Annotated in this window: 21 protein-coding genes and 1 pseudogene; 10 read left to right on the top strand and 12 right to left on the bottom strand. The window is 40.1% G+C overall.

What is annotated here, in order from left to right:
• Positions 1 to 13 precede the first annotated feature (13 nt).
• The 5 genes from I8751_RS04160 to I8751_RS04180 all read right to left on the bottom strand — a co-directional run bounded on the left by I8751_RS04160 (position 14) and on the right by I8751_RS04180 (position 5,177).
• Positions 14 to 313 (bottom strand): type II toxin-antitoxin system RelE/ParE family toxin, encoded by a 300-nt coding sequence (locus tag I8751_RS04160; RefSeq protein ID WP_214437894.1) that lies wholly within the window; start codon positions 311 to 313, stop codon positions 14 to 16.
• Positions 310 to 531 carry an addiction module protein gene (locus tag I8751_RS04165; RefSeq protein ID WP_214437895.1) on the bottom strand — a complete coding sequence of 74 codons (222 nt, stop codon included), beginning with the start codon at positions 529 to 531 and terminating at the stop codon, positions 310 to 312. The genes I8751_RS04160 and I8751_RS04165 overlap by 4 nt, the downstream gene beginning before the upstream one ends.
• 110 nt (positions 532 to 641) lie before the next feature.
• On the bottom strand, positions 642 to 3,329 hold the full coding sequence (locus I8751_RS04170; RefSeq protein ID WP_214437896.1) for a type I secretion system permease/ATPase: 2,688 nt from the start codon (positions 3,327 to 3,329) through the stop codon (positions 642 to 644).
• Entirely contained in the window at positions 3,278 to 4,036 is a 759-nt protein-coding gene (locus I8751_RS04175; protein ID WP_214437897.1) for a peptidylprolyl isomerase, read from the bottom strand. The genes I8751_RS04170 and I8751_RS04175 overlap by 52 nt, the downstream gene beginning before the upstream one ends.
• A 343-nt stretch (positions 4,037 to 4,379) precedes the next feature.
• Positions 4,380 to 5,177: a TIGR00297 family protein gene (locus tag I8751_RS04180; RefSeq protein ID WP_214437898.1), complete on the bottom strand. Its 798-nt coding sequence runs from the start codon at positions 5,175 to 5,177 to the stop codon at positions 4,380 to 4,382.
• A 417-nt stretch (positions 5,178 to 5,594) separates the two neighbouring features.
• Between I8751_RS04180 and I8751_RS04185 the strand changes: the two genes are divergently transcribed.
• Positions 5,595 to 6,026 (top strand): VOC family protein, encoded by a 432-nt coding sequence (locus tag I8751_RS04185; protein WP_214437899.1) that lies wholly within the window; start codon positions 5,595 to 5,597, stop codon positions 6,024 to 6,026.
• Here the strand turns inward: I8751_RS04185 and I8751_RS04190 are convergent.
• A complete protein-coding gene (locus I8751_RS04190) occupies positions 5,956 to 6,624 on the bottom strand; it encodes an esterase/lipase family protein (protein ID WP_214437900.1) in 669 nt (222 codons plus the stop codon). The two genes, I8751_RS04185 and I8751_RS04190, sit on opposite strands and share 71 nt — an antisense overlap.
• A 577-nt stretch (positions 6,625 to 7,201) precedes the next feature.
• On the opposite strand from I8751_RS04190, the gene I8751_RS04195 reads away from it, so the two are divergent.
• The 5 genes from I8751_RS04195 (at position 7,202) to I8751_RS30215 (ending at position 13,641) form a co-directional block, all read left to right on the top strand.
• Positions 7,202 to 7,786: a hypothetical protein gene (locus tag I8751_RS04195; RefSeq protein ID WP_214437901.1), complete on the top strand. Its 585-nt coding sequence runs from the start codon at positions 7,202 to 7,204 to the stop codon at positions 7,784 to 7,786.
• A 619-nt stretch (positions 7,787 to 8,405) separates the two neighbouring features.
• Positions 8,406 to 9,473 carry a sulfate ABC transporter substrate-binding protein gene (locus tag I8751_RS04200; RefSeq protein WP_214437902.1) on the top strand — a complete coding sequence of 356 codons (1,068 nt, stop codon included), beginning with the start codon at positions 8,406 to 8,408 and terminating at the stop codon, positions 9,471 to 9,473.
• A gap of 5 nt (positions 9,474 to 9,478) precedes the next feature.
• Positions 9,479 to 10,351, top strand: a complete 873-nt coding sequence (cysT, locus tag I8751_RS04205; protein WP_214437903.1) for a sulfate ABC transporter permease subunit CysT — start codon at positions 9,479 to 9,481, stop codon at positions 10,349 to 10,351.
• Positions 10,341 to 11,240 (top strand): sulfate ABC transporter permease subunit CysW, encoded by a 900-nt coding sequence (cysW, locus tag I8751_RS04210; protein ID WP_214437904.1) that lies wholly within the window; start codon positions 10,341 to 10,343, stop codon positions 11,238 to 11,240. Before cysT ends, cysW begins: the two co-directional genes overlap by 11 nt.
• A 46-nt stretch (positions 11,241 to 11,286) precedes the next feature.
• Positions 11,287 to 13,641 (top strand): DUF3604 domain-containing protein, encoded by a 2,355-nt coding sequence (locus I8751_RS30215; RefSeq protein WP_214437905.1) that lies wholly within the window; start codon positions 11,287 to 11,289, stop codon positions 13,639 to 13,641.
• Positions 13,642 to 13,885: 244 nt separating this feature from the next.
• Here the strand turns inward: I8751_RS30215 and I8751_RS04220 are convergent.
• A pseudogene (locus I8751_RS04220) lies at positions 13,886 to 14,605 on the bottom strand (tetratricopeptide repeat protein); the annotation flags it as partial.
• Positions 14,606 to 14,643: 38 nt separating this feature from the next.
• Positions 14,644 to 15,351: a 16S rRNA (uracil(1498)-N(3))-methyltransferase gene (locus tag I8751_RS04225; protein ID WP_214437907.1), complete on the bottom strand. Its 708-nt coding sequence runs from the start codon at positions 15,349 to 15,351 to the stop codon at positions 14,644 to 14,646.
• Positions 15,352 to 15,643: 292 nt separating this feature from the next.
• Between I8751_RS04225 and I8751_RS04230 the strand changes: the two genes are divergently transcribed.
• Both I8751_RS04230 and I8751_RS04235 read left to right on the top strand, forming a co-directional pair.
• Entirely contained in the window at positions 15,644 to 17,230 is a 1,587-nt protein-coding gene (locus I8751_RS04230) for an AAA-like domain-containing protein (protein WP_214437908.1), read from the top strand.
• A 5-nt stretch (positions 17,231 to 17,235) separates the two neighbouring features.
• Entirely contained in the window at positions 17,236 to 19,962 is a 2,727-nt protein-coding gene (locus I8751_RS04235) for an ABC transporter substrate-binding protein (protein ID WP_214437909.1), read from the top strand.
• 134 nt (positions 19,963 to 20,096) lie between these two features.
• On the opposite strand, the gene sir is transcribed toward I8751_RS04235, so the two are convergent.
• Positions 20,097 to 22,040: a sulfite reductase, ferredoxin dependent gene (gene sir, locus I8751_RS04240; protein WP_214437910.1), complete on the bottom strand. Its 1,944-nt coding sequence runs from the start codon at positions 22,038 to 22,040 to the stop codon at positions 20,097 to 20,099.
• 217 nt (positions 22,041 to 22,257) lie between these two features.
• Complete coding sequence (locus I8751_RS04245) at positions 22,258 to 22,794, bottom strand: porin family protein (RefSeq protein WP_214437911.1); 537 nt, start codon at positions 22,792 to 22,794, stop codon at positions 22,258 to 22,260.
• 211 nt (positions 22,795 to 23,005) lie between these two features.
• Here I8751_RS04245 and I8751_RS04250 point away from each other — a divergent pair, with 211 nt between their 5' ends.
• Positions 23,006 to 23,368 carry a leucine-rich repeat domain-containing protein gene (locus I8751_RS04250; protein ID WP_225893951.1) on the top strand — a complete coding sequence of 121 codons (363 nt, stop codon included), beginning with the start codon at positions 23,006 to 23,008 and terminating at the stop codon, positions 23,366 to 23,368.
• Positions 23,369 to 23,462: 94 nt separating this feature from the next.
• On the top strand, positions 23,463 to 24,272 hold the full coding sequence (locus I8751_RS04255) for a glycosyltransferase (RefSeq protein WP_225893952.1): 810 nt from the start codon (positions 23,463 to 23,465) through the stop codon (positions 24,270 to 24,272).
• Positions 24,273 to 24,287: 15 nt separating this feature from the next.
• Here I8751_RS04255 and I8751_RS04260 read toward each other — a convergent pair whose 3' ends face one another.
• Entirely contained in the window at positions 24,288 to 24,530 is a 243-nt protein-coding gene (locus I8751_RS04260; protein WP_214437913.1) for a DUF547 domain-containing protein, read from the bottom strand.
• A gap of 36 nt (positions 24,531 to 24,566) precedes the next feature.
• On the bottom strand, positions 24,567 to 25,013 hold the full coding sequence (locus I8751_RS04265; RefSeq protein WP_214437914.1) for a DUF547 domain-containing protein: 447 nt from the start codon (positions 25,011 to 25,013) through the stop codon (positions 24,567 to 24,569).
• Positions 25,014 to 25,027 lie beyond the last annotated feature (14 nt).

Consider the following 25,027-nt stretch of genomic DNA (forward strand, 5'->3'; position numbering starts at 1 on the left):
GTGGGATAAATTTTCAAATGTTTCTATCTTGCCATTGTTTTGGGTCACGTTTAACGTGAAAGCAGGCGATGATACTAATTACATCTTCTTCTAAAAGATACATCACTCCATAAGGAAACCGACGTATCAAAACTCGTCGTACTTGTCGATATACTACAGGATAAGCTAAGGGGTTACGTCCGATTAATGCCAAACTGTTATCGACAGCGCGTACAAATTCCGAACCTAATCCAGAACTACGTTGCTCGTACCATTCAAAACCATTTTGGATATCAAGCTCTGCTTCTGGGCTAATAATTAACTGATAAATCATTCAGAAAAACCCAGTCTCTGCTTAACCTCTTCCCAAGTTGAACCCTGTTTTGGGTTTTGACGATGTGTTTCTAAACGTCTATCCAGTTCTTGTTTTTGCTCCTCGCTCAGAGTCACTGCATTAGTATCAGTTAGAATGCTATCCCATAAATCTTCTGCAAGTTGTATTCGCTCGGCTACACTTAATTCTGAAATATCAACCTTTAATATGGGATGCATAGTTATTCATCTGCTATTATTCACCATCGTTTATATTTTAACGAAGGCGAAGGGAGCATTACTCCATTCGCCAAAAAGTGTCCTTAAGCTTGTCTGCAAGTATTTAACAACTAAATATTTGCTTGTTGCCGTTGATATAGTGACCAGTACAAACCCTTTTGTTGTAACAACTGTGAGTGAGTACCACGTTCGGCGATGATACCTTGCTCTAAAACTAAAATCAAATCAGCACGTTTAAGGGGTGCAAAGCGGTGAGCAATCAGAAAGACAGTACGTCCAGCGGAAATTTTTTGCAGGTTTTGTAGTACCTGCTGCTCAGTTTCACTATCTAAAGCACTGGTAGCTTCATCCAAAACTAAAATTGGCGCTTGGGAAAGAAATAACCGTGCTAAAGCAATGCGTTGTCTTTGTCCGCCAGATAAAGCTGTTCCCCGTTCACCAACGTTACTTTCATAACCGTAAGGTAATTGACTGATGAAGTCATGGGCTACAGCTAGCCTAGCAGCTTCTACTACTTGCTCTGCACTAATGTCAGGATTACCAAGAGTGATATTTTCTAAGATGGAACCGTTGAATAAAAAGTCTTCTTGGAGAACTACACTAGTTTGTTGTCGCAGTGAAGCTAAATCGGCACTTTTAATATCAAACCCATCAATGAGGATACGTCCTGATTCAATTTGATAGAGACGTTGCAGGAGTTTAGAAAGGGTACTTTTACCAGAACCACTACGTCCGACAATGCCCACAAACTGCCCTGGTTCTACATTGAATGAGATCCCTTTCAAGACAGGTTCAACATTTGGTTGATAGCGAAAAAAGACTTGCTCAAAGGTGACTTGACCTTTGAGAGGAGGTAAAACTAGACCAGTTCCGGGTTCAGCTTCGGGAGCAACGTTAAGAATGTCTCCAATCCGGTCTACAGAAAGCAGGACTTGTTGGAGATTTTGCCACAACTGTACTAAACGCAAAAGAGGCCCTGTAACTCTTCCAGACAACATTTGAAAAGCTACCAACTGACCGATAGTCAGCTTTTGTTCAATTACCAACTTGGCACCAAACCACAGAATCAGCAAAGAAGAAAAATTGGTGAGAAAGTCACCAATGTTACTGCTAATGTTAGAAGTGGTTGAGGCTTTGAAACCAGTACGGATGAAACGAGCAAATAAACCTTCCCAGCGATCGCGTGCTACTGGTTCTGCTGCATGAGCTTTAACTGAGTGGATTCCTGTGACTGTCTCTACGAGAAACGATTGACTATCAGCACTACGGTTAAAAGTTTCGTTGAGCCAGTTACGCAAAATGGGTGTAGCAACTATCGTCAAAGCGGCAAATAAGGGCAACACTGCCAAAGCCACAAATGTTAGCTGTATATTATAGTAAAACATCAATGCTAAGTACACCACAGCAAAGATGCTATCTAAAATTACAGTTAATGCAGTACCTGTGAGAAACTGGCGAATTTGTTCTAGTTCTTGAACTCTAGCTACTGTGTCACCAACACGCCGCGACTCAAAATAAGCCAAAGGCAGGCGCATTAGATGACGAAATAGTTGTGCCGATAAGCTCAAATCTAAGCGACGCGCTGTATGGGTGAAAATAAATAGTCGTAGAATGCCGAGTATAGACTCAAATAAGGCTACCAATAATAAAGCGATCGCCATGACATCGAGAGTTGGTAAACTCTCCTGCACCATCACTTTGTCAATGACGACTTGCGTAATTAGTGGTGTAGTTAACCCCAAAAGCTGCAAGGTAAAAGATGCTAGCAATACTTCACTTAGCAATCCCCGGAACTTCCAAACTGCTGGGGTAAACCAACTGAGGTTAAACTTTTCTTGCTGAGATATCAGTTCTACTTGCCAAAGTTGCCCATCCCAGGAACTTTCAACTACCGATTGTGGCAGGCTTTCACAAATATGATCAGGATTGAGAGGATTAGCAATAATTAAATTAGCGCCTTGAACTCCATAGGCTACTACCCAAGAAGGAGTAGAGAGGGAGTCTGATTTCCACTGTAGTAAGGCTGGAAATGATAACTGCCGCAAATCACTCCAACTCACTTGTAACCGCTGTAATACCAATCCTAGTTTTTCAGCTGCTTCTACAAGATTTTTAGGGCGTTGTCCCTTGAGTTGACGTTGCACCCATTCGAGTTTCACAGCATTATCGAGCTGTTGCGCCACCATTGTTAAACAAGCAGCACCTGTATTCCAGCCAGATACAAAAGGATAACGTGATGTTACAGGAGAAGGGGCAACAGCAAGAGGGGGGGACGGAGGAAAAATTTCTTTCTTTGTCTCCTTGTTCTCCTCTTCCTTTGTCCTCTTACCTTCTCCTAACCCTAGCCAGAACTCTTCAATTTGTGGTGTGGAAAATTCTGCCCATAGTGCTGTATCCCAACACACTACTACTACTTCTTTACTGGCAGCTACAGCTTTGTATTCTACAGCAAGCTTTTGTAACTCACCAAACCAATCTCCCGCCTGTAAAGCTGCTAAAGGTTTACCAACATCTTGTTCTTCAAATTTTTGAACTTCTCTCCGCAAGCGGACTTTCCCAGTCACAATGAAAAATTGGCAACCACCTGCTGCGGTTGACCAAATTTTTTCACCAAGTCGATACTGACGGGTTTGAAACTGAGTTTGTAATCGAGTTTGTTGGGCAGGAGTCAGCCAACATAAAGGTGGTTGGTTCCAAGGTATAGAAGCTAGCACATTTACTTGTAGAGATTCATTATCCAGAGGTTTTAGCTCACTTGTAGTTTGACCGTCAATTTTTGGATTTTCTCTGCTAGCCATTTTTCAAATAATTCATTTTGTAATGCTTGCTTGAGTTGAGTATCTTCTAAAGATGCTGGCAGAAATTGTTCTACTCGAAACAAACCATAACTTCCTTCAAGTTCAATTGGCCCTACCAATTGCCCTGGATTTGCTATATCAACAGCAGCTCTCAATTTATCGGGCATTGTTCCCCGGCTGATTGGCCCCATCATGCCGTTCACCATCCGGTCATCCGATAGCGAATACTCTTTGGCTAGTTGTTCAAAGCTACCTCCTTCTTCGATTTGAGTTTGTAGTTCTTCACTGAGTTCTCGATTGTTAACAACAATTCGAGAGAGTATTACCCGATCTAGAAAAATCTTACGTTCAATGAAATATTCGGGGAGTTTTGTTTCTGTTACCAAATTTTTGAGTTTTTCTAATTTAAAACCAAAAGTAACTGATGAGTGAAAAGTTGCGTAATCTGTACCATTATTCTTTAACCATTCTTGAAAAATTTGGGGGTCTGTCAGTTGATTTTTGAGGCGGAAATCAATAATTGTTTGTTCTGTTAAAGCGGGACTGATTTCAATATCGTCTCGTATTTGGATTTCTTGCTCAATAACGTGCTGGCGGAGAATGTCACCAATGAATTGAGCTAACTTTCCAGAAGCTTGCAGATATTTTACTGCTTTGTCAATAGAAAGTGGTTGGTCGTCAACGGTCAAAAATGATAAAGATTCCATGAATTAAGCCAATAAAAACAGCTAAAATTTTATAAACTGTAAAATACACTCGTTCAACTTTCAGTTACGAAGAATTGTTAACATAAAATAATTTAGTATTGGCATTGACATTTTTAGGTAAGGATCAATCGCTAAGTTTATCTCTTACATAGCAGCATGGCAACTATAGGAATCCGATTTGATTACTGAACCACTCGTGGAGATAGGGAACAGGGAACAGGGAAGAGAGAACAAGAAATAAAATTTTACTGAGTTTTTTCATGCAATCAAATACTAGTTCTATACACCAGAAATCTGGTGGAATAGAAGTACTTTGAAATTAACAGAGCAATCAAGAGAATAATTAAGCAAAAGTACTTGTCCATATCCAAGCAAGTAGCATAGCTGCGATCGCCCCAATTAATGTATTCAAAATATTTACAACTTCATTGGTCAGCCAAGCATATTTAGACTGCAATGTTGCCCCAATTACGCTTTCTAAATTGGTAGCAATAAACGCTGCTAATACACACCAGCCTATTCCCAATAAGTTAATCAAACCAACACCCCAACCAACTAAAGCGATCGCAATTGAGGCTACCACACCCGCTAAAGTTCCTTCTAAGCTAACCGCCCCTTCTGTACCACGAGGTACTGGTTGTAATGTGGTAATCAAAAAGGTACTTTTACCGTAGGCTTTACCCACTTCGCTGGCACAAGTATCAGAAAGTTTGGTACTAAAACTTGCTACATAGCCCAGCAATAGCAGTAATTGGAGACTAGAGACTAGGGATTGGGGACTAGAAGCCAGAAATCCAAAATTGATCATCCCTATTCCTAAAGCACACAGCGCCCCAGTCAAAGCCGAACCCCAGACATTTTCTGGGCCTCTTGCTCCAGAACGCTTTTCAGCTATTCCTTCTGCTTCCTTTTGTGCCATACCAATGCGTGTCACCCCAGAACCAACCAGAAAATAGAACACAACTACTAAATATCCCTGCCAACCCAAAGTTGCCCAAATTAATACGCCCAGTAACCAGGCGTGGAATAATCCTGCTGGGGTCAGCAGTTTTTTAGGAGCAATCCAAACTAAACCCAATAAAATTGCGTTTAATCCTGCTCCGACTAACCAAGGATTCGCAGAGTCAATTAAAGATAACATCAGCAATGAATCACGAGTAGTTTTGCCAGAATATCAACAGAATAACCAATTTTGGAAATCGGGCATAGGGCATGGGGGAGGCAGTGCAGCCTTGGGTCTCACGCTAGTCGTCTCAAGTCGGGGAACCCGCCCACGGCGCTGGTTCCCCAAGTGGAGCGACTGCCGTCATGGGGCATTGGTTATTATTCTCTTCTCCTAGCCTCCAAATTCGATGCAAACATCGTCACCAGAATATAAGCTGAGATTATATAAAACTGTGTTCAAGTTGACCACAATCGGAGTTTAAAGAATAAATTGTATATATAGCAAAGAGCATATATGTTGCGACATTTTGAGAGCGTGAACATCAGGAACAGTAATGTTTTTACCTCTTGCCTTCTGCTATAGCATCAACTACACATTTCTTATACATTAGCTATGAGCCAAGTTTTATTTCATCTGGCTTTTCCCGTTACTGATATAGCTCAGACGAAAGCATATTATGTTGATGGATTGGGCTGTGTTCCTGGTCGTGAAAATCCCCAAGCTTTAATTCTCAACCTCTACGGTCATCAATTGGTAGCTCACATCACCAGAGAAACCTTAATACCCCAACGCACTATTTATCCCAGACACTTTGGACTAATTTTTACCCAAGAACGTGACTGGGAAGATTTACTAAACAAAGCGCAACAAAAACAATTACTTTTTCGTGAAGAGCCTAAAAATCGCTTTGTTGGCTCTCCCCTAGAGCATCGCACTTTCTTTTTAGAAGATCCTTTTTATAACTTGATAGAACTTAAATATTACCGCCACCCAGAGTCGATTTTTGGTAGTTATGAATATACCCAAATTGGGGATAGGGCTTAATCGGCTTTGCCAAGGCAGCTACTACTGCTGCCAAGCATCTAGAGTCTGACAGCATCCAGGAGTGCAGAGCCACTGGTAAAATTACTTCTTCTCCTATGGGCAATTGTGAACTATTTGTAGGAACAATCATCAAATCATAAGGTGTCCAAATAGATGTAAAGCTCAAAGAGCTTAACATCACAACATCAGAATTTAAATCCTTCATAAAAGCACTGTTAGGGCGCATTTGCAAGCAACCGAGGCGTTGAGAAGCATAGGCAACTACAGTGCCATGATGAGGTGAAGAGATAGTAATAAACCGCTGCACACGGTTAATTCCCCCCAGCCGCTGAACATAGTAACGGCTGACGATTCCTCCCATGCTAAAGCCTATCAAATCGAGGGGTTGTTCTGGAGTAAAAGTAGTGGCAATATAATCTGCTACTTGCTTTGCCAACACATCAAGACCTGCATCCCCATTTTTGGGCATTAGATCTAGAGTGTACACAGACCACCCCAATTGTCTCAAATACCCCGCCATTTTATCGAAAACTGCTCCTGTATCGTCAATGCCATGTACTAATAAAACAGGGTTATGTTGCTGATTTTCAGTGTTCATCTCCTAAATTTGCCTGCATTAAGTCTGTAGAAAATTTAGCTGAGTACCATAACCATCTGTCTATAGGCTGTGACACTCCTCTTACTGGTTAAAAATGAGGAAGAGAGCAGGACAGCAACAAGAGGGAAAAAGGTGAGCCAGCGCGGTCTTGGGGGTTTCCCCCATGAGCGACTGGCGAATCCCGAAGGGGTTAAAGGATAAAGAAATAAACCCTTTCCCCCTTACCCATTCCCCTTTGCCCTTCTTACCCATGTCCTATGCCCATTCTCCACTACCCCAAACAGTTGAGTACAAGATAGATATGTATCTAATAAGTAATGTTAAATTTTATTAAGCATACTTTCAGAATCTTGCCCTTAGTTACAGTAAAATTTCATAATTAATTTTCAGTGTCTACAGTTGCAAATGCTTATAAAGTTGATAACATTTGCCCTGTAGTATTACTACAATGTTGATTAAGTACAAATCTATAAAGCTGGCCACCAAAATAGCGTGGTGTAAAAAAATGTAACATTCTGCTGTAGTTTTTAACATTACGGCCAAATTTACAGAATATTAAGAGACAGGAGCAATTCTAATGTTCGGTTCTATCAAAAAGTTAATCACCAATTTAATCTCCGGGATTTTGAGTTTCGTGACAGGGCTGTTACCTGGAAAGAAAAAAGGCAAAAGTAACGGTTACTATCTGGAATTAGATGAAGCCAAAGAAGTTGCTAAAGATGCTGCTAAAGAGGTTGCATCAAACGCACAAAAAGTTGCAGATACAGTTACAGCGAATGCAAAAAAAGCAGCAGAGACAGTTACATCTACTGCAAAAAAAGCAACTGAAACAGTTACATCAAATGCACCAGAATCATCTGCGCCAGCGTCATTAAACGGAACAAAAACTGCCGCAACTAAAGCTAAGCCCAAGGCAAAAACAGCTCAAAAGGCCAAGCCAGCTGATGTTGAAATGGTTCAGACTGCTGAGGGTCTTAGGGTTGAACCCGGCAAAAATGCCAAAGCCGCAGCAGCTAAAGCAGTAAAAGAGCAGCCAAAAGAAACAACTTTTGCGCCTAAATATCTTGCTCCTTCGGCTACTAGTTCTAATGGTCGTCGTCGTCCAGGGGCAAATATGAGTGCTTATTTAGATATGGCACGTCAGGTTAAAACACCAGGTTAATATCAAGCTTGGGTGTATGAAGGTAATTAATCGCGTTTGTAACAGTGGTTAATTAAATTTACCAGAAGGGTGAGCATTGCTGACCCTTCTTTTTAATAGATTTATGAGGCTAAGACTGAAACTGAGTTGCAAATCGTAATGGGTGACTAATTGATATATAGCAGTTTGATTATAAATTAAATACACACTCTAGCTAGGCTGTTGACCAGTTTTAATTAAAAATTAAAGATTAAAAATTGAAAGAAATAATAATTTTTAATTAATTAATTTTGGGTACAAGCCCCCACTAAATCAAAGATAACCCCAAGCTTTACTTCTATAAGAAAATGGTTAGGGAGGATAGGAATACATGAACTTTTACACTCCAAAAAAGGCACAAAGTCAACAGCCTAGACTAATGCCCAGGATAAAAATATGAGGCTGGTAGATGACAAGTTGCTCAGAATCTGACATTGGGTCATCTTACCGTATTCCCTGTGCCATCTCCCCCGAAAAAAATCGCTCTCCTCAAAGTATGCTGCTTATTTTTTATAAAATACGGTTTTTCTAACGATTTTTAGTAGTATTATCTAAGACGAGCTTTTTGTAACACTATAAAAATAATAATTAGGAGCCAAGTATGAAGAGGCGTAAAACTTTACGCGCCTTACTATTTGCTGCGGGATTTTTTATCCCGGCTTGTACTCAAACTGAAAATTCACCTCAAAACCAAGCATCAAAAAATCAAGGTCAAGTGAGCGCAGCCCAAAAATCAAGCTCAGTTGAACTGACTTTGGTTTCTTACGGAGTAGCTAGAACACTTTTCTCAAAAATGATTCCTGCATTTCAGGCAGAATGGAAGGCTAAAACTGGACAGGATGTTACGTTCAAAGAATCTTACGGCCCATCAGGGGCGCAAACTAGAGCAATTCTTGGGGGTTTACAAGCGGATATTGCAGCACAGAATGTCCAAACCAATATAGATGCTTTGGTGGAAAAAAGTTTTGTTAGTCCAGATTGGAGGCAAAGATTACCTAATGAGGCTTCCCCTGCGAATACAGTGATGGTTTTAATTACCAGACCGAACAATCCTAAAAATATTCAAACATGGAATGATTTAACTAACAATAATGTAGCGATTGTTGGGATCAACCCTCAAACAGGAGGAAATGCTCGATGGGGAATTCTAGCTGGGTATGGTTCTGTTCTGAAATCACAAGGAGAAGAAGCGGCAGCCAACTATCTCAATAGCTTTGTGAAAAACACTAAAACCCTAGTCAGTAGTGGGCGAGAGGCATCTGATGCGTTCATCAAAAACAAGATTGGTGATGTATTACTGACATTTGAAAATGAGATTATTTTTACTAACAATGCCATCGCAGAGGATTTTCCTTACGTCGTACCACCAATTAATATTCAGGTTGATTTTCCCGTCACTGTGGTTGACAAAATAGTAGACAGCAAAGGAACACGTGAAGTGGCCGAAGCATTTACTAAGTTCTTGTTTTCACCCAAAGGACAGGAGATTTATGCAGAGCAAGGATATCGCCCAATAGATCAAAATGTATACCAAAAATACGCCAGTCAACATAAACTAGTCTCCAAGCTCTATAAAATCGCTGACTTTGGTGATTGGAAAGCAGTAGACCAGAAACTTTTTGCCGATGGAGCATTATTCGACTCTGCCCAAGCAGCTAGAACTAAGTAATTGTAATGTCAGCTATATCTATTACAGTTTCCCACCAACGCTTTCACCGTTCGCTTTTACAGGGTTTAGCCTTAACTTACATCAGTTTTATCGTACTGTTACCTTTAGGGGTGATTTTTCTAGAAGCTTCCAAATGTTCCTGGCAAGAATTGTGGCAAGTCATCACTGCTCCTCCTGCTATAGCAGCATATAAACTTAGTTTCTATGCGGCTGTGTTAGCTGCTTTGATTAACAGTATCTTTGGGGTAATCTTGGCTTGGATATTAGTTCGCTATGAATTTCCTGGCAAGAGGTTAGCAGATGGATTAGTAGACTTGCCTTTTGCTATGCCTGCGGTAGTCGCGGGGATCGCTTTATTATCTGTTTATGGTTCTGGTGGAGTCATTGGACAGTATTTAGATCCTGGCACATTCATAGGAGACAGTTTAAAAGTTTTAGGGATTAAGCAGGTAAATTTAACCTCATCTGTTGTTGGGGTAGTATTCGCTAAAGTGTTTGTAACACTGCCTTTCGTAGTTCGGACTGTGCAGCCTGTATTGATGGAAATAGAACCAGAAATTGAAGAAGCAGCACACATTCTTGGGGCAAGTGCTAGGCAGACATTTTGGCTAGTAATTTTTCCTCAAATACTACCTGCAATCTTTACAGGATTTACCTTGGCTTTTGCGCGTGCTATCGGTGAATACGGGGTTGTGATGATTATTTCTGGAAATATTCCTTATGAAACGATGATTACTTCCGTTTATATATATCGGCGATTGGAGCAGTACGATTATAGTGGAGCAACAGCTGTAGCGATTGTGTTGTTAGTAATTTCTTTAGTGATTCTCATCTGTACCAATTTATTACAGTTGTGGAGTCGCAGATATGAGAGTTAAGTTACAAGCAATACCTTGGGAACGTTATTTGTTGATTATCTTAGGGTTATCCTTTTTGGGGATTACCGTTCTGTTTCCTCTACTAAACATCTTTTGTCAAGCTTTTGCTGGTGGAATTAAAGCTTATTTGATAAGCGTTACCATGCCTGAAGCCCGTCATGCGATACTTTTAACCGTATTAATTACATTAATATCCGTGCCAATTAATACAGTTTTTGGCATTTTAGCAGCTTGGGTATTAGTAAGATATTCATTTCCAGGTAAAGTAGTGCTGCTTCTAATTCTAGACTTGCCATTAGCAATTTCACCTACTATTGTCGGTTTGATGTTTATCTTGCTTTATAGTCATACTGTGGGTTTATTTGGCTCATGGTTGCAAGCAGCCAATATCAAGATAATTTTTGCTTTACCAGGAATGATTTTCACTACCTTATTTGTAACTCTTCCGTTTGTAGTGCGTGAAGTTTTACCTGTGCTGCAAAGTATGGGGTTAGAAGAGGAAGAAGCGGCACAAACATTAGGAGCAAGTTCTTGGCAGACTTTTTGGCGTGTTACGTTCCCGACAATTCGCCCTGCATTGCTTTATGGTGTAATTCTTTGTACTTCTAGGGCTATTGGAGAGTTTGGCGCAGTTTCTGTCGTTTCAGGGAAATTGATTAATCAAACCAATACTCTGACTTTACATATTGAACAGGTCTATGCGGAGTATCAGACAATCTCTGCTTTTGCTTGTGCTTCTTTGTTGAGTGTTCTGGCTTTGTTGACTTTGATTGGACAAGAACTGTTGCAAGGTATGGATCGTACTGCTTCACGTAAAGCAACGAAAACAAAGCTGCATCCTGAGGTGGTTCTTCCCTTTATAGCGAATGCCTCCCAAAAGAAGAATTGAAAACTTTCCACCTGTGTGCATTTAAATTAAGATTGAGCAAAAATTTGTGTCAGAAGAAATAACGAATTTATTGGAAGAATATACACATCCCCAAGGATATTTAGAATATATCAGCACCTTACCTTTTCTCGGTCGTCTACACTGTGTTACTCAACAAGTTGAGGCTGGTAGCTGGCAAGAAATTCTACTTGATTATGAGGTTGGTGCTTCTGGCATTGCTGATGGTGCTTGGTTTAAAATCACGTTCAAATTCTACTCGGATTGGGCGTTGTTTCAAACGGAAGACCCAACAGCAGCTAATTATGTTTCCGCAGAATACCAAGCTCGTCCGCCACTTCCTGGCGAAAGTCAGTCAACTGTGCAGTCACTGAAGGTACGATTTGATCAGAAAGGTCATGAACGTCCTTATCAAAAGGCAATTATTATCGATATTATCGATGGCTACCTTAAACCAGGCGATCGCATCTTAATTAGATTGGGCGATCGCCGTGCTGGCGGGCCAGGTACAAGAGTACAAACTTTTGTTGAGCAAAGTTTTCGGTTTCGAGCTTATTTAGACCCCGTAGGTACTTCTCGTTTTGCGGAAGTTCCTGGTGATATAGTAATTAATGTTATGCCAGCACCACCAGCTAAAGTAATAATTGTCACTCCACGACTTGTCAAAACTGGCGTTTCTTTTCCTACACGGTTACGAGTAGAAGATGTTTGGGGAAATACCTGTTGGGGTTTGGGTGGTCAGTTGCAATTAAACAGAGATGGTTTACACGAGCAGTTACTTGATTTACCAACGCAAGGATGGGCCGTAATCAAAACTAACTTGACTTTGGATCAAAATCAGGAAATATTATTGCAAGCTACTCTGTTGGGAACTGAGTTACAAAGTCAACTAACTTCAGTTACAGCAGAGAGTAATCTGACTTATCCTCGCGCTTTTTTTGCTGACCTTCATGTACATTCTAATAATACGGTAGGAACCAACAGCACAGAGTATAATTTTGCCTATGGACGGGATGTGGCAGGTCTAGATGTTTTAGGATATACAGCCAATGATTTCAATATTACTGAAGAACGCTGGCAGCATGATGTTAAGCTGTGTCGGGAAGTAACACAAGAAGGTGAATTTATTTGCTATCCTGGCACAGAGTGGTGCGGTAATTCTGCCGTTGGTGGCGATCGCAATGTCATCTTTTTGGGCGATGAAGTGTTATTTCCCTACGATCTCCAGGGAAAACAAGTACGCTCTTTTGAGTGGAATGAAGATATGAAAGGCAAGCAATTGTTACCTGGAGCTTGGCCTGTAGATCGGCTTTACGCTGCTTATATTCATAATCCAGAACAACATTTATTAATTCCTCATGTCGGCGGACGACGTGCAATTTTTGACTGGCATCACCCCAAATTAGAACGTCTAGTGGAAGTTGGATCGGCTTGGGGGCACTTTCCCTGGTTTTACCAAGATGCAATTAGTAGAGGATATAAAGTCGGTGTATCAGCCAATGGTGACGAACATCGTGGACGCTGTGGTGGTGGCGTTCCAGGGACAGCGGTATTTGGGGTAAACGGTGGCGTTACAGGAATTATTGCTCCAGCTTTGACAAAGTTGGACATCAATCATGCTCTACGTTCTCGTCATACCTGGGCGACAACAGGCGAGCGCATAGTTGCTCTGTTGTGGTCTGGTTCACACATTCAAGGAGATGAATTCACGGCTAGTGATGCCGTCACTATTAATTACCGATTGCTGGGTACGAGTGGTTGGGATGAGATTACTGCTTACACTAATCATGGTTTACTGTGGCATCGTAATCTGCAATTAGAAGCAAATTACGCTCCTAACAAAATTCGTCTACGTTGGGGTGGCTCACGAATTAAAGACCGTTACCGTTGGGCTGAATGGCGCGGAACTTTGGAATATTCTAATACTATAGTTCAAAGCTATAAAGTTTATGGTCTAGAACATCCAGAAGAATATGTCAGGCGAGCCGGAGCATTGAAATTAGAGTTTCGGTCAGATACTTATGGAGATTCTGATGCAATTGAGTTAGATTTATCAGACTTACTCCACGCACAATTTCGCTTACACGTTCAAATTGATAGTTATACCAAAGTTGGAAGTTCGCTACAGCGTAATCCTTATATCCATTGTCCAGAATTTAGTTGGCAATTTAGTGGCAAGGAGATTCTCAACCAAGGAATATTAAGGCAAGAACTGGGGGGCGCAGAACTTTTTTTGGGTGTAGAACGTTTAAGTGCAACACCTATGTCTAGAGATGTTAGCGGTAGTTTTCTTCTAGAACCTGAATTTAGCCCTCACGGTTTTGTAGCAGTTTATATTTCAGGTCGTCAGATTGATGATTCTAAGGTTTGGACAAGCCCTTTATTTGTTAGTCCTGATTTTTAAGCTCAATGGCACATTTGTCAAGCACACAGCCAAGTCAGGCAATAAAAATCTCTGCTACTGACGCTAGTGGGTATAGTGCAATAGCAGTATTTTGACTCAGATTTGCCGATATTTCTTACTGTTGAACGAAGACTTATTCACATCACGTAAGCAAACTGATGTAGTAAGCGCAAGTATAGAATGACGCGTCGCCTAGAAACCCAATTAAAACAATTAGGACTTAATTCTCAAACTCTGCAATATTTTCGCGTTCTAATTTGCGGCGAGCGTTCACATCTACGACTTCCTCAAAAATTGGTAACAGCCCTACCACTCGCGCTGTGACTTCTGACCATTCAAAGGTGAGGGAACCAAGTTGATTTGCTTCATTGCGACAAACAACAGTAACTTTAAGGTCAGATTCTGAAAAATATTGAACTTGAAAAACTTGAATTTGCTGAATAGCAGTTATTGTTGTCCAGAAGCAAGGAATTTCAGCTTTTTGTAGCTGCGTACCATAAAATTTTAGTTCTCCTACTTGTCCAGTGCGGTATAGTCTCCAGCCACGACTTGGTAATAGTAACCTAGCCGTATAAGGGTCTAATTGCATAATCTGGGCAAATTTTGGTGTTGCTATAGTTTTGAGTCCGCTACTAAGAGGTTCTAAAACTAGTAGACCAAATTCGGTGTTGCTAGGTTCAGCTGTAGCTTTAGCTATGGCTCTTTGTCTTTCTTCTTGCTCAACTTCTTGCAGCCGTTGCAAGCCTTGACGGGCTTGGGTGACTATCTTGACATTAGTCGTACTCCGCAGTAATTGTCGATAAATTTGTTCAGCATCTTGACGCTTTTGGGAAACTTCATGCAGCCTTCCCAAATAAAATTGCACCCAAGGATTTTCTGGTGATTCTTTTAGCAGCTGTTTGAGTAAATTAGCAGCTGTGTAATAGTCTTTACGCTCAAAGGCGGTGGTAACTTGCTCAATCATCGCTTACCTTCAACGCACAGTGGTTAGGTATACATCATTTATACTTCACTAGCTGCGGAAATTAAGGTTAATGCCACGACTGGCGCTGTGACTGCTCGCAGGATACGACGACCAAGGGAAACAGGTTTAAACCCCGCTGCGATCGCACTCTCAATTTCTCTTGCTGTCCATCCCCCCTCTGGGCCAGTAGCAATGATAATTTCGCTAGTGTCAGATTTAAGCACGTTATTTAAATGGGGATAATCACCACGCGCCTCACAGATATAATTATGAGTTGCCCCATTATTGGTCAAAGCAGAGACAAAAGTAACAGGTTCTAAAATTGTTGGTACGAAAGCGCGTTCTGATTGTTCTGCGGCTTCTGCTGCGATGCGCCGCCACCGTTCAAGTTTTTGGGGGCTGGGATGAAGTAAAGTGCGATCACTTAATACAGGTGCAATACAAGCTACTCCTAATTCTGTACAACACCGCACCACTTCATCAAATCCATTACCTTTGGGTAACGCCACCATGAGGGTAATCGATACAGGTAATTCTGTTTCTACCAAAAGTGGTTCTAAAACCTTTGCTTGCTCGTTTTCTAGCTGTGCCAACCACCATTTACCCTTGCCATCCATAGCAATAAAGCGATCGCCTACACGCAAGCGCAAAACGCGTAGCAAGTAATGTTGTTGCTCGTTGGTGAGTACAATTTTTCCTTGTTGGAGTTGAGAAGGTGCGATCGCAATTCGTTGTAGTTGCGCCATGCTAATTTAAATACCTGGAACCAGGGCTATAAATTCCTGAATAGAAATTACCCGCACATTTAAAGTTAGCGGTTTTTTAAGCTTTGCTGTACAAAATCTCGCACTGTTTTGATTTGGTTTTACGAAATTGAACCGATGGCAGCCGCTACCTCTAAATCAATGCTCAGGTTATATATCTTCATAAAAACATTTATATTAAATGTAATTACTTAAGTATTTTCTAGTAAACATGCTAGCCAAAAACTTTTAGTTATAAATCGTACTAGTAATTAAGCGTAGGGACTGATTTTGGATGAGCAACGATAGCCTGATGAGAATTTTGTTTTTAACAGCTGAGCCTACTGATACTGCGAGGCTGCGTTTACAACAGGAGTTGCGAGATATCCAAGAACAGATCCAAAGAGTGAGGTTAAGAGATAAGTTTGTCTTTAAACAGCAATTTTCTGCTCGCCCTGGAGATATCAGTCAAGCAATATTAGATTTTGAACCGCATATTGTTCACTTTTCAGGGCATGGAGCCAGTACTGGCGAGCTATGCTTTGAAAATGATTTAGGTCAAGCACAGCCAGTCAAGCCAGAAGCTTTAGCTGCACTGTTTAAATTAGGTGCAGCCCATATTAATTGTGTAGTCCTGAATGCTTGTTATTCAGACCTCCAGGCACAAGCTATTGTTCAGCATATATCTTTTGTTATTGGTATGAACAAAGCAATTGGAGATCGAGCTGCGATCTCTTTTGCTGTAGGTTTTTATAAGGCACTAGGGGCAAATCGCTCACCAGAGGAAGCTTATGAGTTTGGTTGTGTAGAAATTCAACTACAAGGCATCCCTGAAGAATCTACTCCAGTACTGCGAAAAAAAGTAGATCAATCGCCTGCGGTATTTCATTTAGAACGTCCGGCCATTGAAAGGTGTTGTTATGAAGATATTCAGCTACCTGGTTCTCTGATCCGCATCAAAGCTTCTATGGGTATGGGAAAAACGTGGCTAATGAATCGAATAGTAGCTTATGCCAGAGGGCATGGTTATAAAACAGTGACTCTCAGCTTTAAAGGGTTAATAGATGAGACAGTTTCCCAAGATGTTGAGAAATTTTTGCGCGCTTTTTGTGTTGCTGTCGGTAATGAGCTAGATATGCCCAATAAATTAAGTGATTATTGGGATAATCAACTAACTCACATTTTTAACACCACAATTTATTTTCAAAGATACTTATTAGCAAATCTTACTACTCCCTTGGTATTAGCATTAAATGATGTAGATCTAGTTTTTGAAGAGCCTGTAATTGCCAATGATTTTTGTAAAATGCTCAGAAACTGGCATGATCGGGCGAAGCGAGACGATAAAAATAATAATATTTGGCAAGATTTGCGCTTAATAGCTGTTCATTCTACAGAATTTTATGCTTCTCTCGATATTAATAGCTCACCTCTAGCGAATGTAGGTTTAGTAATTGAATTACCAGAATTTAGTCCTGATCAAGTGCAACACTTAGTCAAGTTGCGAGGACTCAATTTAACAGCAAGTCAAATCAAACAACTAATTAATTTATTAGGAGGGCATCCTTTATTAATACGAAAAATTTGTGATTACCTGAGACTTTATGAAATTAGCTTTAAAAAGCTATTAGAAATTGCTCCTACCTTAGAAGGGCCGTTTAGGAACCATTTAATCGAACATTTAGAAAATCTTGATAAGAATCCCCAGCTAAAAACATCATTTTTGCAAATTCTTAAAAAAGAAGAAGCAGTGCAATTACCTCCCAATATTGCTAGAACATTAAAACAGTTAGGACTGGTAAAATTAGAAGGAAATTTTGCTAAAGTACGCTGTAACTTATATTATCTGTTTTTCAAATCTATCTTTAATCTTCAAAAATAATCATCATGAATAGACAAGATAAGTATTATCATGTGGGAGGTACGTTAACAGCAGATGACCCCAGTTATGTAGAGAGAAGTGCTGACAAAAATCTTTATGAAGAACTTAAAAAAGGCAAATTTTGTTATGTATTTAATTCCCGACAAATGGGAAAATCTAGTTTACATATAAGAGTAAGTAAAAAATTAGAAAGTGAAGATTTTAGGTGTATTTTAATCAGCTTAGAAGGTTTTGGTACTAAACAAGTTACCCAAGAACAGTGGTATTATACCTTGATCCAAAATTTAGCGGATCAATTTGACGAATTATATGAGTTTATTACACAACAATTCTCAAGCTGGTGGCAAGATTACAAATCTCTAGCACCTTTAGAGCGTTTAAATAGATTTTTTGGGGAAATATTACTCATAAAAGTTACTCAAAATATTGTAATTTTTATCGACGAAATTGATACAGTTCTGAGTTTAGATTTTCCTACCGATGATTTTTTTGCTTTTATTCGCTATTGCTATAATCAACGTGCTAGTAACTCCAAATATGAACAAATCACCTTTGTTTTGTTAGGAGTAGCGACACCTTCTCAATTAATTCAAGATACACAACGTACACCTTTTAATATTGGCGAAGCAATTCAATTAAATGGGTTTTCATTTTTAGAGGCTCAACCTCTGGCTAAAGGATTAGAGACTAAAGCAGGTGATGCCAAAATTGCTGAAAATATTTTGCGAGAATTGTTGAAATGGACTGGAGGTCAACCTTTTCTCACTCAAAAAATATGCAATCTTATAGCTAACTATGAATATATTATCCCTGATGATAAAAAAGTAATCAGTCAGTGGGTAGAGGATTTTATCAAATCTCGTATCATCGATAATTGGGAAGAGCAAGATAATCCACAACATTTAAAGACAATTCATGACAGAATTATCAACAGTAAAGAACCTACTTTTAAAGTCTTGCAACTTTATTTAGAAGTTTTACAAAAAAAACTTTTAACTGCAACTAGCACACCAGAGGAAACTGAATTAATTTTATCAGGCTTGGTCGTCGAAAATCAACATGAATTAAGAGTATATAACCGCATCTATGAAGCAGTTTTTGACTCTAGCTGGGTTGCAGAAATATTAGCAGATAGACGACCTTATGCAGAAGAGTTAATAGCATGGCTTGCTTCTGAACGTAAGGATAAATCAAAGTTGTTGCAGGGTCAAAAACTACGCAAAGCGTCGGCTTGGTCTGTCGGTAAAATATTGACAACTGAAGACTATCAATTTCTTAATGAAAGCCAAAAACTGGAAATACGAAATTCTTTGATTTATCGACGAGTTCTTAGTATGTCTAGCGTATTTTTAATGATTATAGTTTTAATCTTGGGATGGCAATTACCAGAAAAGATTAAATCATTCTTTTTTCCTTACGTATCTGAACCAGAATTATTTAGTCAAGGAGAAAAAACTTTCTTTTTAGGTAATGGTAATATCTATCAAGAACTTGGTATTAAGGCTTTTAAAAAAAGGGCTTATCAAGAAGCAGAAATACATTTTAAAAAAGCTAGAGAAGTTGATAACAACGATCCCGAATTTTTGATTTACTATAACAACGCTTTAGCACTTAAACAAGATAATTATTTAACTTTGGCAGTTGCTATACCTAGTAATGCTAGGAGAGAAATGGCTAGAGAGATATTGAGAGGAGTAGCACAAGCACAAGATGAATTTAACAATAATGGCAAGGGTGGATTCAAAGGTCGGTTACTGAATATTATGATTGCTAATGATAATAATGATCCGAGTCAAGGTCAAAGAGTTGCCTACGAATTAACTAGAGATACCAGAATTTTAGGAGTAATTGGACATAATGGTAGCTCAGTTAGTCAGGCTGCACTTGTTAAATATCAAAGTGCTGGTTTAGCAATGATATCTCCGACTAGTACCAGTACAAACTTAAGTATGGATAAATTTAAAGTTTTTTTTAGAACCATTCCTTCTGATGCAGAAAATGGTGAAAGATTAGCCGACTATGCCATCACAAAGGGCATGGATAAAGTTGTTGTTTTTTATAAAAAACAAGATATATATAGTGAAAGCTTAAAACAAGCGTTTAAAAAAGTATTTGAAGATAAAGGCGGCCAAGTTGTCGATACTATAAATTTGGCAGATTCAAATCTGGATGCATCTTATCAAGTTTATCTTGCTGTAGTAAAGGAAGCTGATGCGGTTGTCTTTTTTCCTGATATAGAGCTAATCTCTACTGTAATTAATATGGGGCGCGCTCGTGAACAACAAAAAATTCCAAAATATTTGGGGATAAATCTCCAGTTACTGGGAGGAGATTCTTTATATGGTGCAGATACTTTAAAACAAGGTAGTAGAGCTTTTGAAGGCTTAGTTCTGGCGATTCCTTGGTTTGCTGAGGAATCCAACTCACAAGAATTTGCGAAACGAGCTTGTAGCACATGGGGAGGAGGTGTTAGCTGGCGTACTGCTGCTAGCTATGATGCCACTCAGGCTTTTATTAAAGCTATTTCAGAGTCTGATCAGCCTTCTCGCAAAAGTGTATTAGAAAAGCTCAAGTCAATCAAGCTACCGCCTGAAAAAACTTCAGGAGATGCACTTGCTTTTGTAGATGGTGAGCGAAATCAAAAACCAGTTCTAGTAGAAGTAGTTTCTGGTAGCGGTGATGATTGTGGTGGTATTGAAGGAGGTGGATTTCATTTTCAAAAAGTCAATTAACCCTAATAACATCCAGTTAAGCCAAAAAGCCTTATGTAAAGACGCGATTTATAGCGTCTGATAAGACAAATTATCTACACAAACAACCCTTAAACCCCTCACAGCCAGTGGTGAAGGGTTGGACAATGAAGGTCTTACGAAAGCTTCTGCAAATAATCCTTCAGCGCTTCATTAACTAGATTGGTCATAGGTAGCCTTTGGCTGGCGGCGGCTACCTTCAATTTTTCGTAAATCTCATCGTTAAGACTAATGCGATGCCGAGATCTACTAGGAGATTGGCTAGTCTTGGCTATAGGTTGAATTTCTACTGTTTCAGGCTCATACTTAGTAGTAAATTCACGAATAGCATCAAAACCAACGCGATCGCAAAAATCACCGAAAGTTTCTCCAGATTGGCGTAACTTCTTAAAATAAACAAAAATCGGCTCTAGAAAGCTTTCTAAATCGTTATGGTGCAGCTTTTCTATGTAAGGTTGCGCCAACCGCGTTTGATCTGGTGAACCCCCCAGCCAAACTTGATAAGATTCGGGAGCGCTACCCACAAAACCCAATTCTGCCATGTAAGGACGGGCACAGCCATTAGGGCAGCCTGTCATTCTTACCACAAAATGCTCGTCTTGTAAACCAATTTTGTTCAATAAACCGCGAATTTGCTCTAGAATCCCTGGTATTGCCCGTTCTGATTCGGTGATTGCCAAGCCGCAGGTGGGCAAAGCAGGACAAGCCATCGCATATCTGACTAAAGGCTCGATTTGATTGGGGTCAGAAATAATGCCGCAACGGTCGAGAATCTCTTGAATAACTTGTTTTTTATCTGGTTCGATGTCGTAAAAAATGACGTTATGGTGAGGTGTCAACCGGATGGGCAAGTTAAATTTTTCGACAATTTCCCGCAAGGCGGTTTTTAATTGAAACGAACCTTCATCCTTAACTCGACCATTATCAACTGAAATGCCCAAAAACAGCTTGCCATCGCCTTGTTCTTGCCAACCAAGGAAGTCTTGATATTTAAACTCTGGCAGAGGCTTGAAGGGTGCAACTGATTTGCCAAAATATTCTTCAACCTTGGCGCGGAACTTATCTACACCCCAATCGTTGATTAAATATTTTAATCTGGCGTGACGGCGGTCGGTGCGATCGCCATAATCTCTTTGGGTAGCAACAATCGCTTTGACTAAATCGTACACATCATCTTTCGCCACATAACAAATCTCATCTGCTAATCTGGCAAAGGTTTCTTCTTTATTGTGTGTCCGACCTAAGCCACCACCTGCAAAGACATTAAAACCTTCAAGTTCCCCTTGCTGATTGGTCATTACAACCAAAGTTAAATCTTGGGAATACAAATCAACCGAATTATCCCCTGGTACGGTCACGCAAACTTTGAACTTGCGGGGCATATAGTGAGTGCCATAAATCGGCTCCTCACTGTCATGAATAATTGTGCCAGTACCATTACGCTGTCGGGCTGCTTTAACTTCTGGACTTTCTTGGGCGCTAATCGCCTTTTCGCCATCGAGCCAAATTTCGTAATAAGCCCCTGTTTGCGGTGACAGCAAGTCGGCAATATTTTGAGCATATTCCCAAGCATACTGGTACTCTAGGCGATTTTTAAAAGGGGCTGGTGGTGCCATCACATTACGATTCAAGTCGCCGCAAGCACCCAAAGTAGAACCTAAATTATTAACAATGGTAGCAATTGCTGATTTGAGATTTTTCTTTAAAATCCCGTGCATCTGAAAACCCTGGCGGGTGGTTACTCGTAATGTGTGATTACCATATTCATCGGCCAGCTTATCTAAAGCCAAGTACAACTGCGGCGGTACAAACCCAGCCGGATTTTTTGTCCGCAGCATGAATTGATAATCTTTCTCCTGTCCCTTCACGCGATTGTCACGGTTATCCTGCTGGTAGGAACCATGAAACTTGAGAAGTTGTATTGCATCTTCACTAAAGTGAGTAGTATCCTCAAGAATTTGTGTTGCTACAGGTTCACGTAAAAAGTTACTTTTTTCCTTAATGCCTTCTACTTTAGAAGGTTTACGGCTGGCGATTGGGGAAGGAGCAGATTTAACCATTAGAGTTGTATAGTATTCTCAATAAGGCATCGGTAAACGCCGAGGCACGTTTTCGGCTAGGTTATTCCCGGTAATACGGTCGGAAATATGGGGAATAATAATTTCATACTAACATGGCAAAAGCCGGCTTTGTCAGTGATGTAACACTTAACAAAACCAGCTTTTTGTAGTTCTGAGTGCTTAAGTACAAGTATAAAGCGACTGAGGAATGAGTAATCTATCTGAAGCGATAGCCTATACCACCATTAATGCTGACAGCAGAAGCAGGACTATTTTGGTAAGCACTAATTCCTAATTTGGCATTAGTGTAGACGAGGAAATTCTTGGCAACTTCCGATTCCACACCAGCACCCACAACTACAGCATCTCTGTTGCCAATGGGGCTTGGTGAACCATCTTTATCAAGAAAAGAATAGCCACCAGTGATAAAAGCGTTAGTGCGATTAGCAATGGGTACATCTAAGGAAACTTCTGGGATGATCACACTGGTATTATCATTCCAAAGAACGTTACCGCGTGCTGAAAACGGTGTGTTTCCTAATTTGACGCGGCCTGTGAGATTTCCCCCAAAGTTAGCAGCATCGTTATTGGCTCCGCCATTGGTAACACCAGCTGCTACACCAGCACCAATATAACTTGCATCAGTACCTTTTTGTGTTTGAGCAGCAGCTTGTCCTGCACTCAAAATAAAAGGAGCAAACACAAAGGAAGACAATGCAGAAATTGTCAGCAAAGACTTGACTATTAGTTTCATAATCTAGAAGCTTGTTGTAGGTTTTGCCTTATATATTTAAAGTCGTAAACCATACACAAAGGTTCCAGATAATTTCCATAATTCACGCCTATGTCTAATGCCAAAAATTGAGCGCAGGTATAATAGCAGAGATAGCTAGAAGCCAGATTTAAAGTTATGCGATTGCCGATTCCCATTTTCTCGGTTGCCGAATATTTAGCAGCAGAAGTTATTGCAACTGATAGATCGCGCCGTGGCTGAGGGTTGGCAAGAGTTAGACTTGTCGGGAAAGGAGTTGACTGAGTTACCTGGGGAAATTGGTAAGTTGCAGCAGCTTGAGTCTTTGATTTTGGGAAAGAAGGTTGGAGGTTATGAATACAGAGGAGGCCGCTTTCTCGAAAAGGTTTCAGGCAACAATTTAAAAATGCTTCCACTGGAACTATTGGGCTTGCCTAATTTGCGTAAGTTAGATATTAGTGGCAATCCTTTAGAGAGCATTCCCGATGTGGTAACGCAAATACTACATTTAGAGGAACTGATCTTAATTCGAGTAGAGCTAACTGAAATACCAGAGGCGATCGCGCAATTAATATAAGTCGGTGGGAAAAAACACAATTATCTTAAGAAATGATAAACAAGGCTACAATCCTTTTCCCTCCTGCCTTCCTTGATAAATCTCTGGAAAGTGTATGCTTCAAATTTCGATTGTTATTCCTACTTTTAATGAAGCAGCTAGTTTAGAACGCACCCTGCGCCAACTAACTTTATTGAACCCACCTGTAAAAGAAGTAATAATAATAGATGGTGGTAGCGAAGATGAGACAGTAGCGATCGCTAAGCGAGTTTTGGAATCATTGAATCAAGAATTAAATGTGCAAATTCTATTTTGCGATCGGCGTGGACGTTCCATTCAGATGAATTATGGAGCTTCAGCCGCAACCGGAGATATACTTTGTTTTCTTCATGCAGACACTTGGATTCCTGATGATGCTGCTGCTGTGATCCAAAACACCTTAGCAGAGCCTACTGTTGCTTGTGGGGGATTTACTTGTTTAATGACAGGCGCTCAAACTACGCGTTGGGGTATATCCTTGCATAACTACCTGAAAACTTACTATGCCCCGCTAGTATTTAAACCTTACTTATTTTTTAAAGGATTGCGTCGCGTCTGTTGTTTGGCGACCAAGTTATGTTCTGTCGTCGGCATGACTTTTGGGATTGCGGCGGATTTGATGAGGCATTACCAATTATGGAAGATGGAGATTTATGCCTCAGATTGGTGCAAAAAGGATGAATTGCTTTGGTTAACCGCATCGTTCAAAGTTCCGATCGCCGAGTGGCACGCTGGGGTAGTTGGAAAGCTACAGCAATTTACATTTACATCGGAATTTTATGGGGAATTGGCGTTGATGCCAACTATCTTAAACAGTTTTATCAGGATATTCGTTGATTTAAGCTCCAGTCGTAGTCAAGATAAGATATTGGTGTTGCCGCAGTGAATGGCATGTCTGTTTTCAAATAGGATTGCTATATTCAGGAATGGAAGGTGCAACTTTTAAAAAATCTTGCCGATACCACTGGAAAATTTTATTGCAGTAAAGAGTTTGACTATGAGAGTCATAACGAACTTTTTGGGGATTGTTAATAAAGCGATGAGCATCTTCATCTAACTGCTGAATAACTTGCTCAGGAAAGTAAGCTCCCGAACGAAGTAAAGGACAACCGACTGATACCAATTCACAAAAATCTTGATACATATAGATTTCTCGTAGGGGCACGGCAATGCCGTGCCCCTACCAACGTATTTGTATAACTTTTAAAGTTAAATGGTATGAAGCACAAACAATTGCAAAATGTATTCGTGGCTTTTGTAACTCGTTTCTGAGAATTTGGTTCTCGATTTGAGCTAGACTGTAACGTTGACCAAAAATGTAATAAATTCGACGCTGGAAGAACCATAAAAAACCGAGCCAGTTAGGAACCCCGAAAATTTTTGGCAGAATTGATTCCAGTGGGTATAGTTTTAAAATACTGGAAATAGTAAACGCATTGTAGAGGTTAATCCACAATGCTAATTGCTCTACAGCGTTGATATTAGATTGGAGAGGCAAATTTTTTTGGTTGTCCAACCAATCATCAAGTACTTGGGGTTGCTCTGTTTTCCACGCGAGATAGTTTACACGTCCCTGTTGATCAACATATTGACGAAGTAGTGTATCCCAAGGTTCAAAATCAATCATAAAAGATAGTCTTT

Origin of the sequence: Atlanticothrix silvestris CENA357 (assembly GCF_016056295.1) — a bacterium.
Taxonomy (GTDB): Bacteria; Cyanobacteriota; Cyanobacteriia; order Cyanobacteriales; family Nostocaceae; genus Atlanticothrix; species Atlanticothrix silvestris.

Coding starts and splice junctions, on each gene's coding strand:
- I8751_RS04185 (WP_214437899.1), top strand. CDS start 5,595: ATGAGCCAAGTTTTATTTCATCTGGCTTTTCCCGTTACTGATATAGCT.
- sir (WP_214437910.1), bottom strand. CDS start 22,040: ATGGTTAAATCTGCTCCTTCCCCAATCGCCAGCCGTAAACCTTCTAAA.
- cysW (WP_214437904.1), top strand. CDS start 10,341: ATGAGAGTTAAGTTACAAGCAATACCTTGGGAACGTTATTTGTTGATT.
- I8751_RS04175 (WP_214437897.1), bottom strand. CDS start 4,036: ATGGAATCTTTATCATTTTTGACCGTTGACGACCAACCACTTTCTATT.
- I8751_RS04255 (WP_225893952.1), top strand. CDS start 23,463: ATGCTTCAAATTTCGATTGTTATTCCTACTTTTAATGAAGCAGCTAGT.
- I8751_RS04160 (WP_214437894.1), bottom strand. CDS start 313: ATGATTTATCAGTTAATTATTAGCCCAGAAGCAGAGCTTGATATCCAA.
- I8751_RS04245 (WP_214437911.1), bottom strand. CDS start 22,794: ATGAAACTAATAGTCAAGTCTTTGCTGACAATTTCTGCATTGTCTTCC.
- I8751_RS04165 (WP_214437895.1), bottom strand. CDS start 531: ATGCATCCCATATTAAAGGTTGATATTTCAGAATTAAGTGTAGCCGAG.
- I8751_RS04170 (WP_214437896.1), bottom strand. CDS start 3,329: ATGGCTAGCAGAGAAAATCCAAAAATTGACGGTCAAACTACAAGTGAG.
- I8751_RS04260 (WP_214437913.1), bottom strand. CDS start 24,530: ATGTATCAAGATTTTTGTGAATTGGTATCAGTCGGTTGTCCTTTACTT.
- I8751_RS04265 (WP_214437914.1), bottom strand. CDS start 25,013: ATGATTGATTTTGAACCTTGGGATACACTACTTCGTCAATATGTTGAT.
- I8751_RS04230 (WP_214437908.1), top strand. CDS start 15,644: ATGAGCAACGATAGCCTGATGAGAATTTTGTTTTTAACAGCTGAGCCT.
- I8751_RS04235 (WP_214437909.1), top strand. CDS start 17,236: ATGAATAGACAAGATAAGTATTATCATGTGGGAGGTACGTTAACAGCA.
- I8751_RS04180 (WP_214437898.1), bottom strand. CDS start 5,177: ATGTTATCTTTAATTGACTCTGCGAATCCTTGGTTAGTCGGAGCAGGA.
- I8751_RS04190 (WP_214437900.1), bottom strand. CDS start 6,624: ATGAACACTGAAAATCAGCAACATAACCCTGTTTTATTAGTACATGGC.
- I8751_RS04195 (WP_214437901.1), top strand. CDS start 7,202: ATGTTCGGTTCTATCAAAAAGTTAATCACCAATTTAATCTCCGGGATT.
- I8751_RS04200 (WP_214437902.1), top strand. CDS start 8,406: ATGAAGAGGCGTAAAACTTTACGCGCCTTACTATTTGCTGCGGGATTT.
- cysT (WP_214437903.1), top strand. CDS start 9,479: ATGTCAGCTATATCTATTACAGTTTCCCACCAACGCTTTCACCGTTCG.
- I8751_RS04225 (WP_214437907.1), bottom strand. CDS start 15,351: ATGGCGCAACTACAACGAATTGCGATCGCACCTTCTCAACTCCAACAA.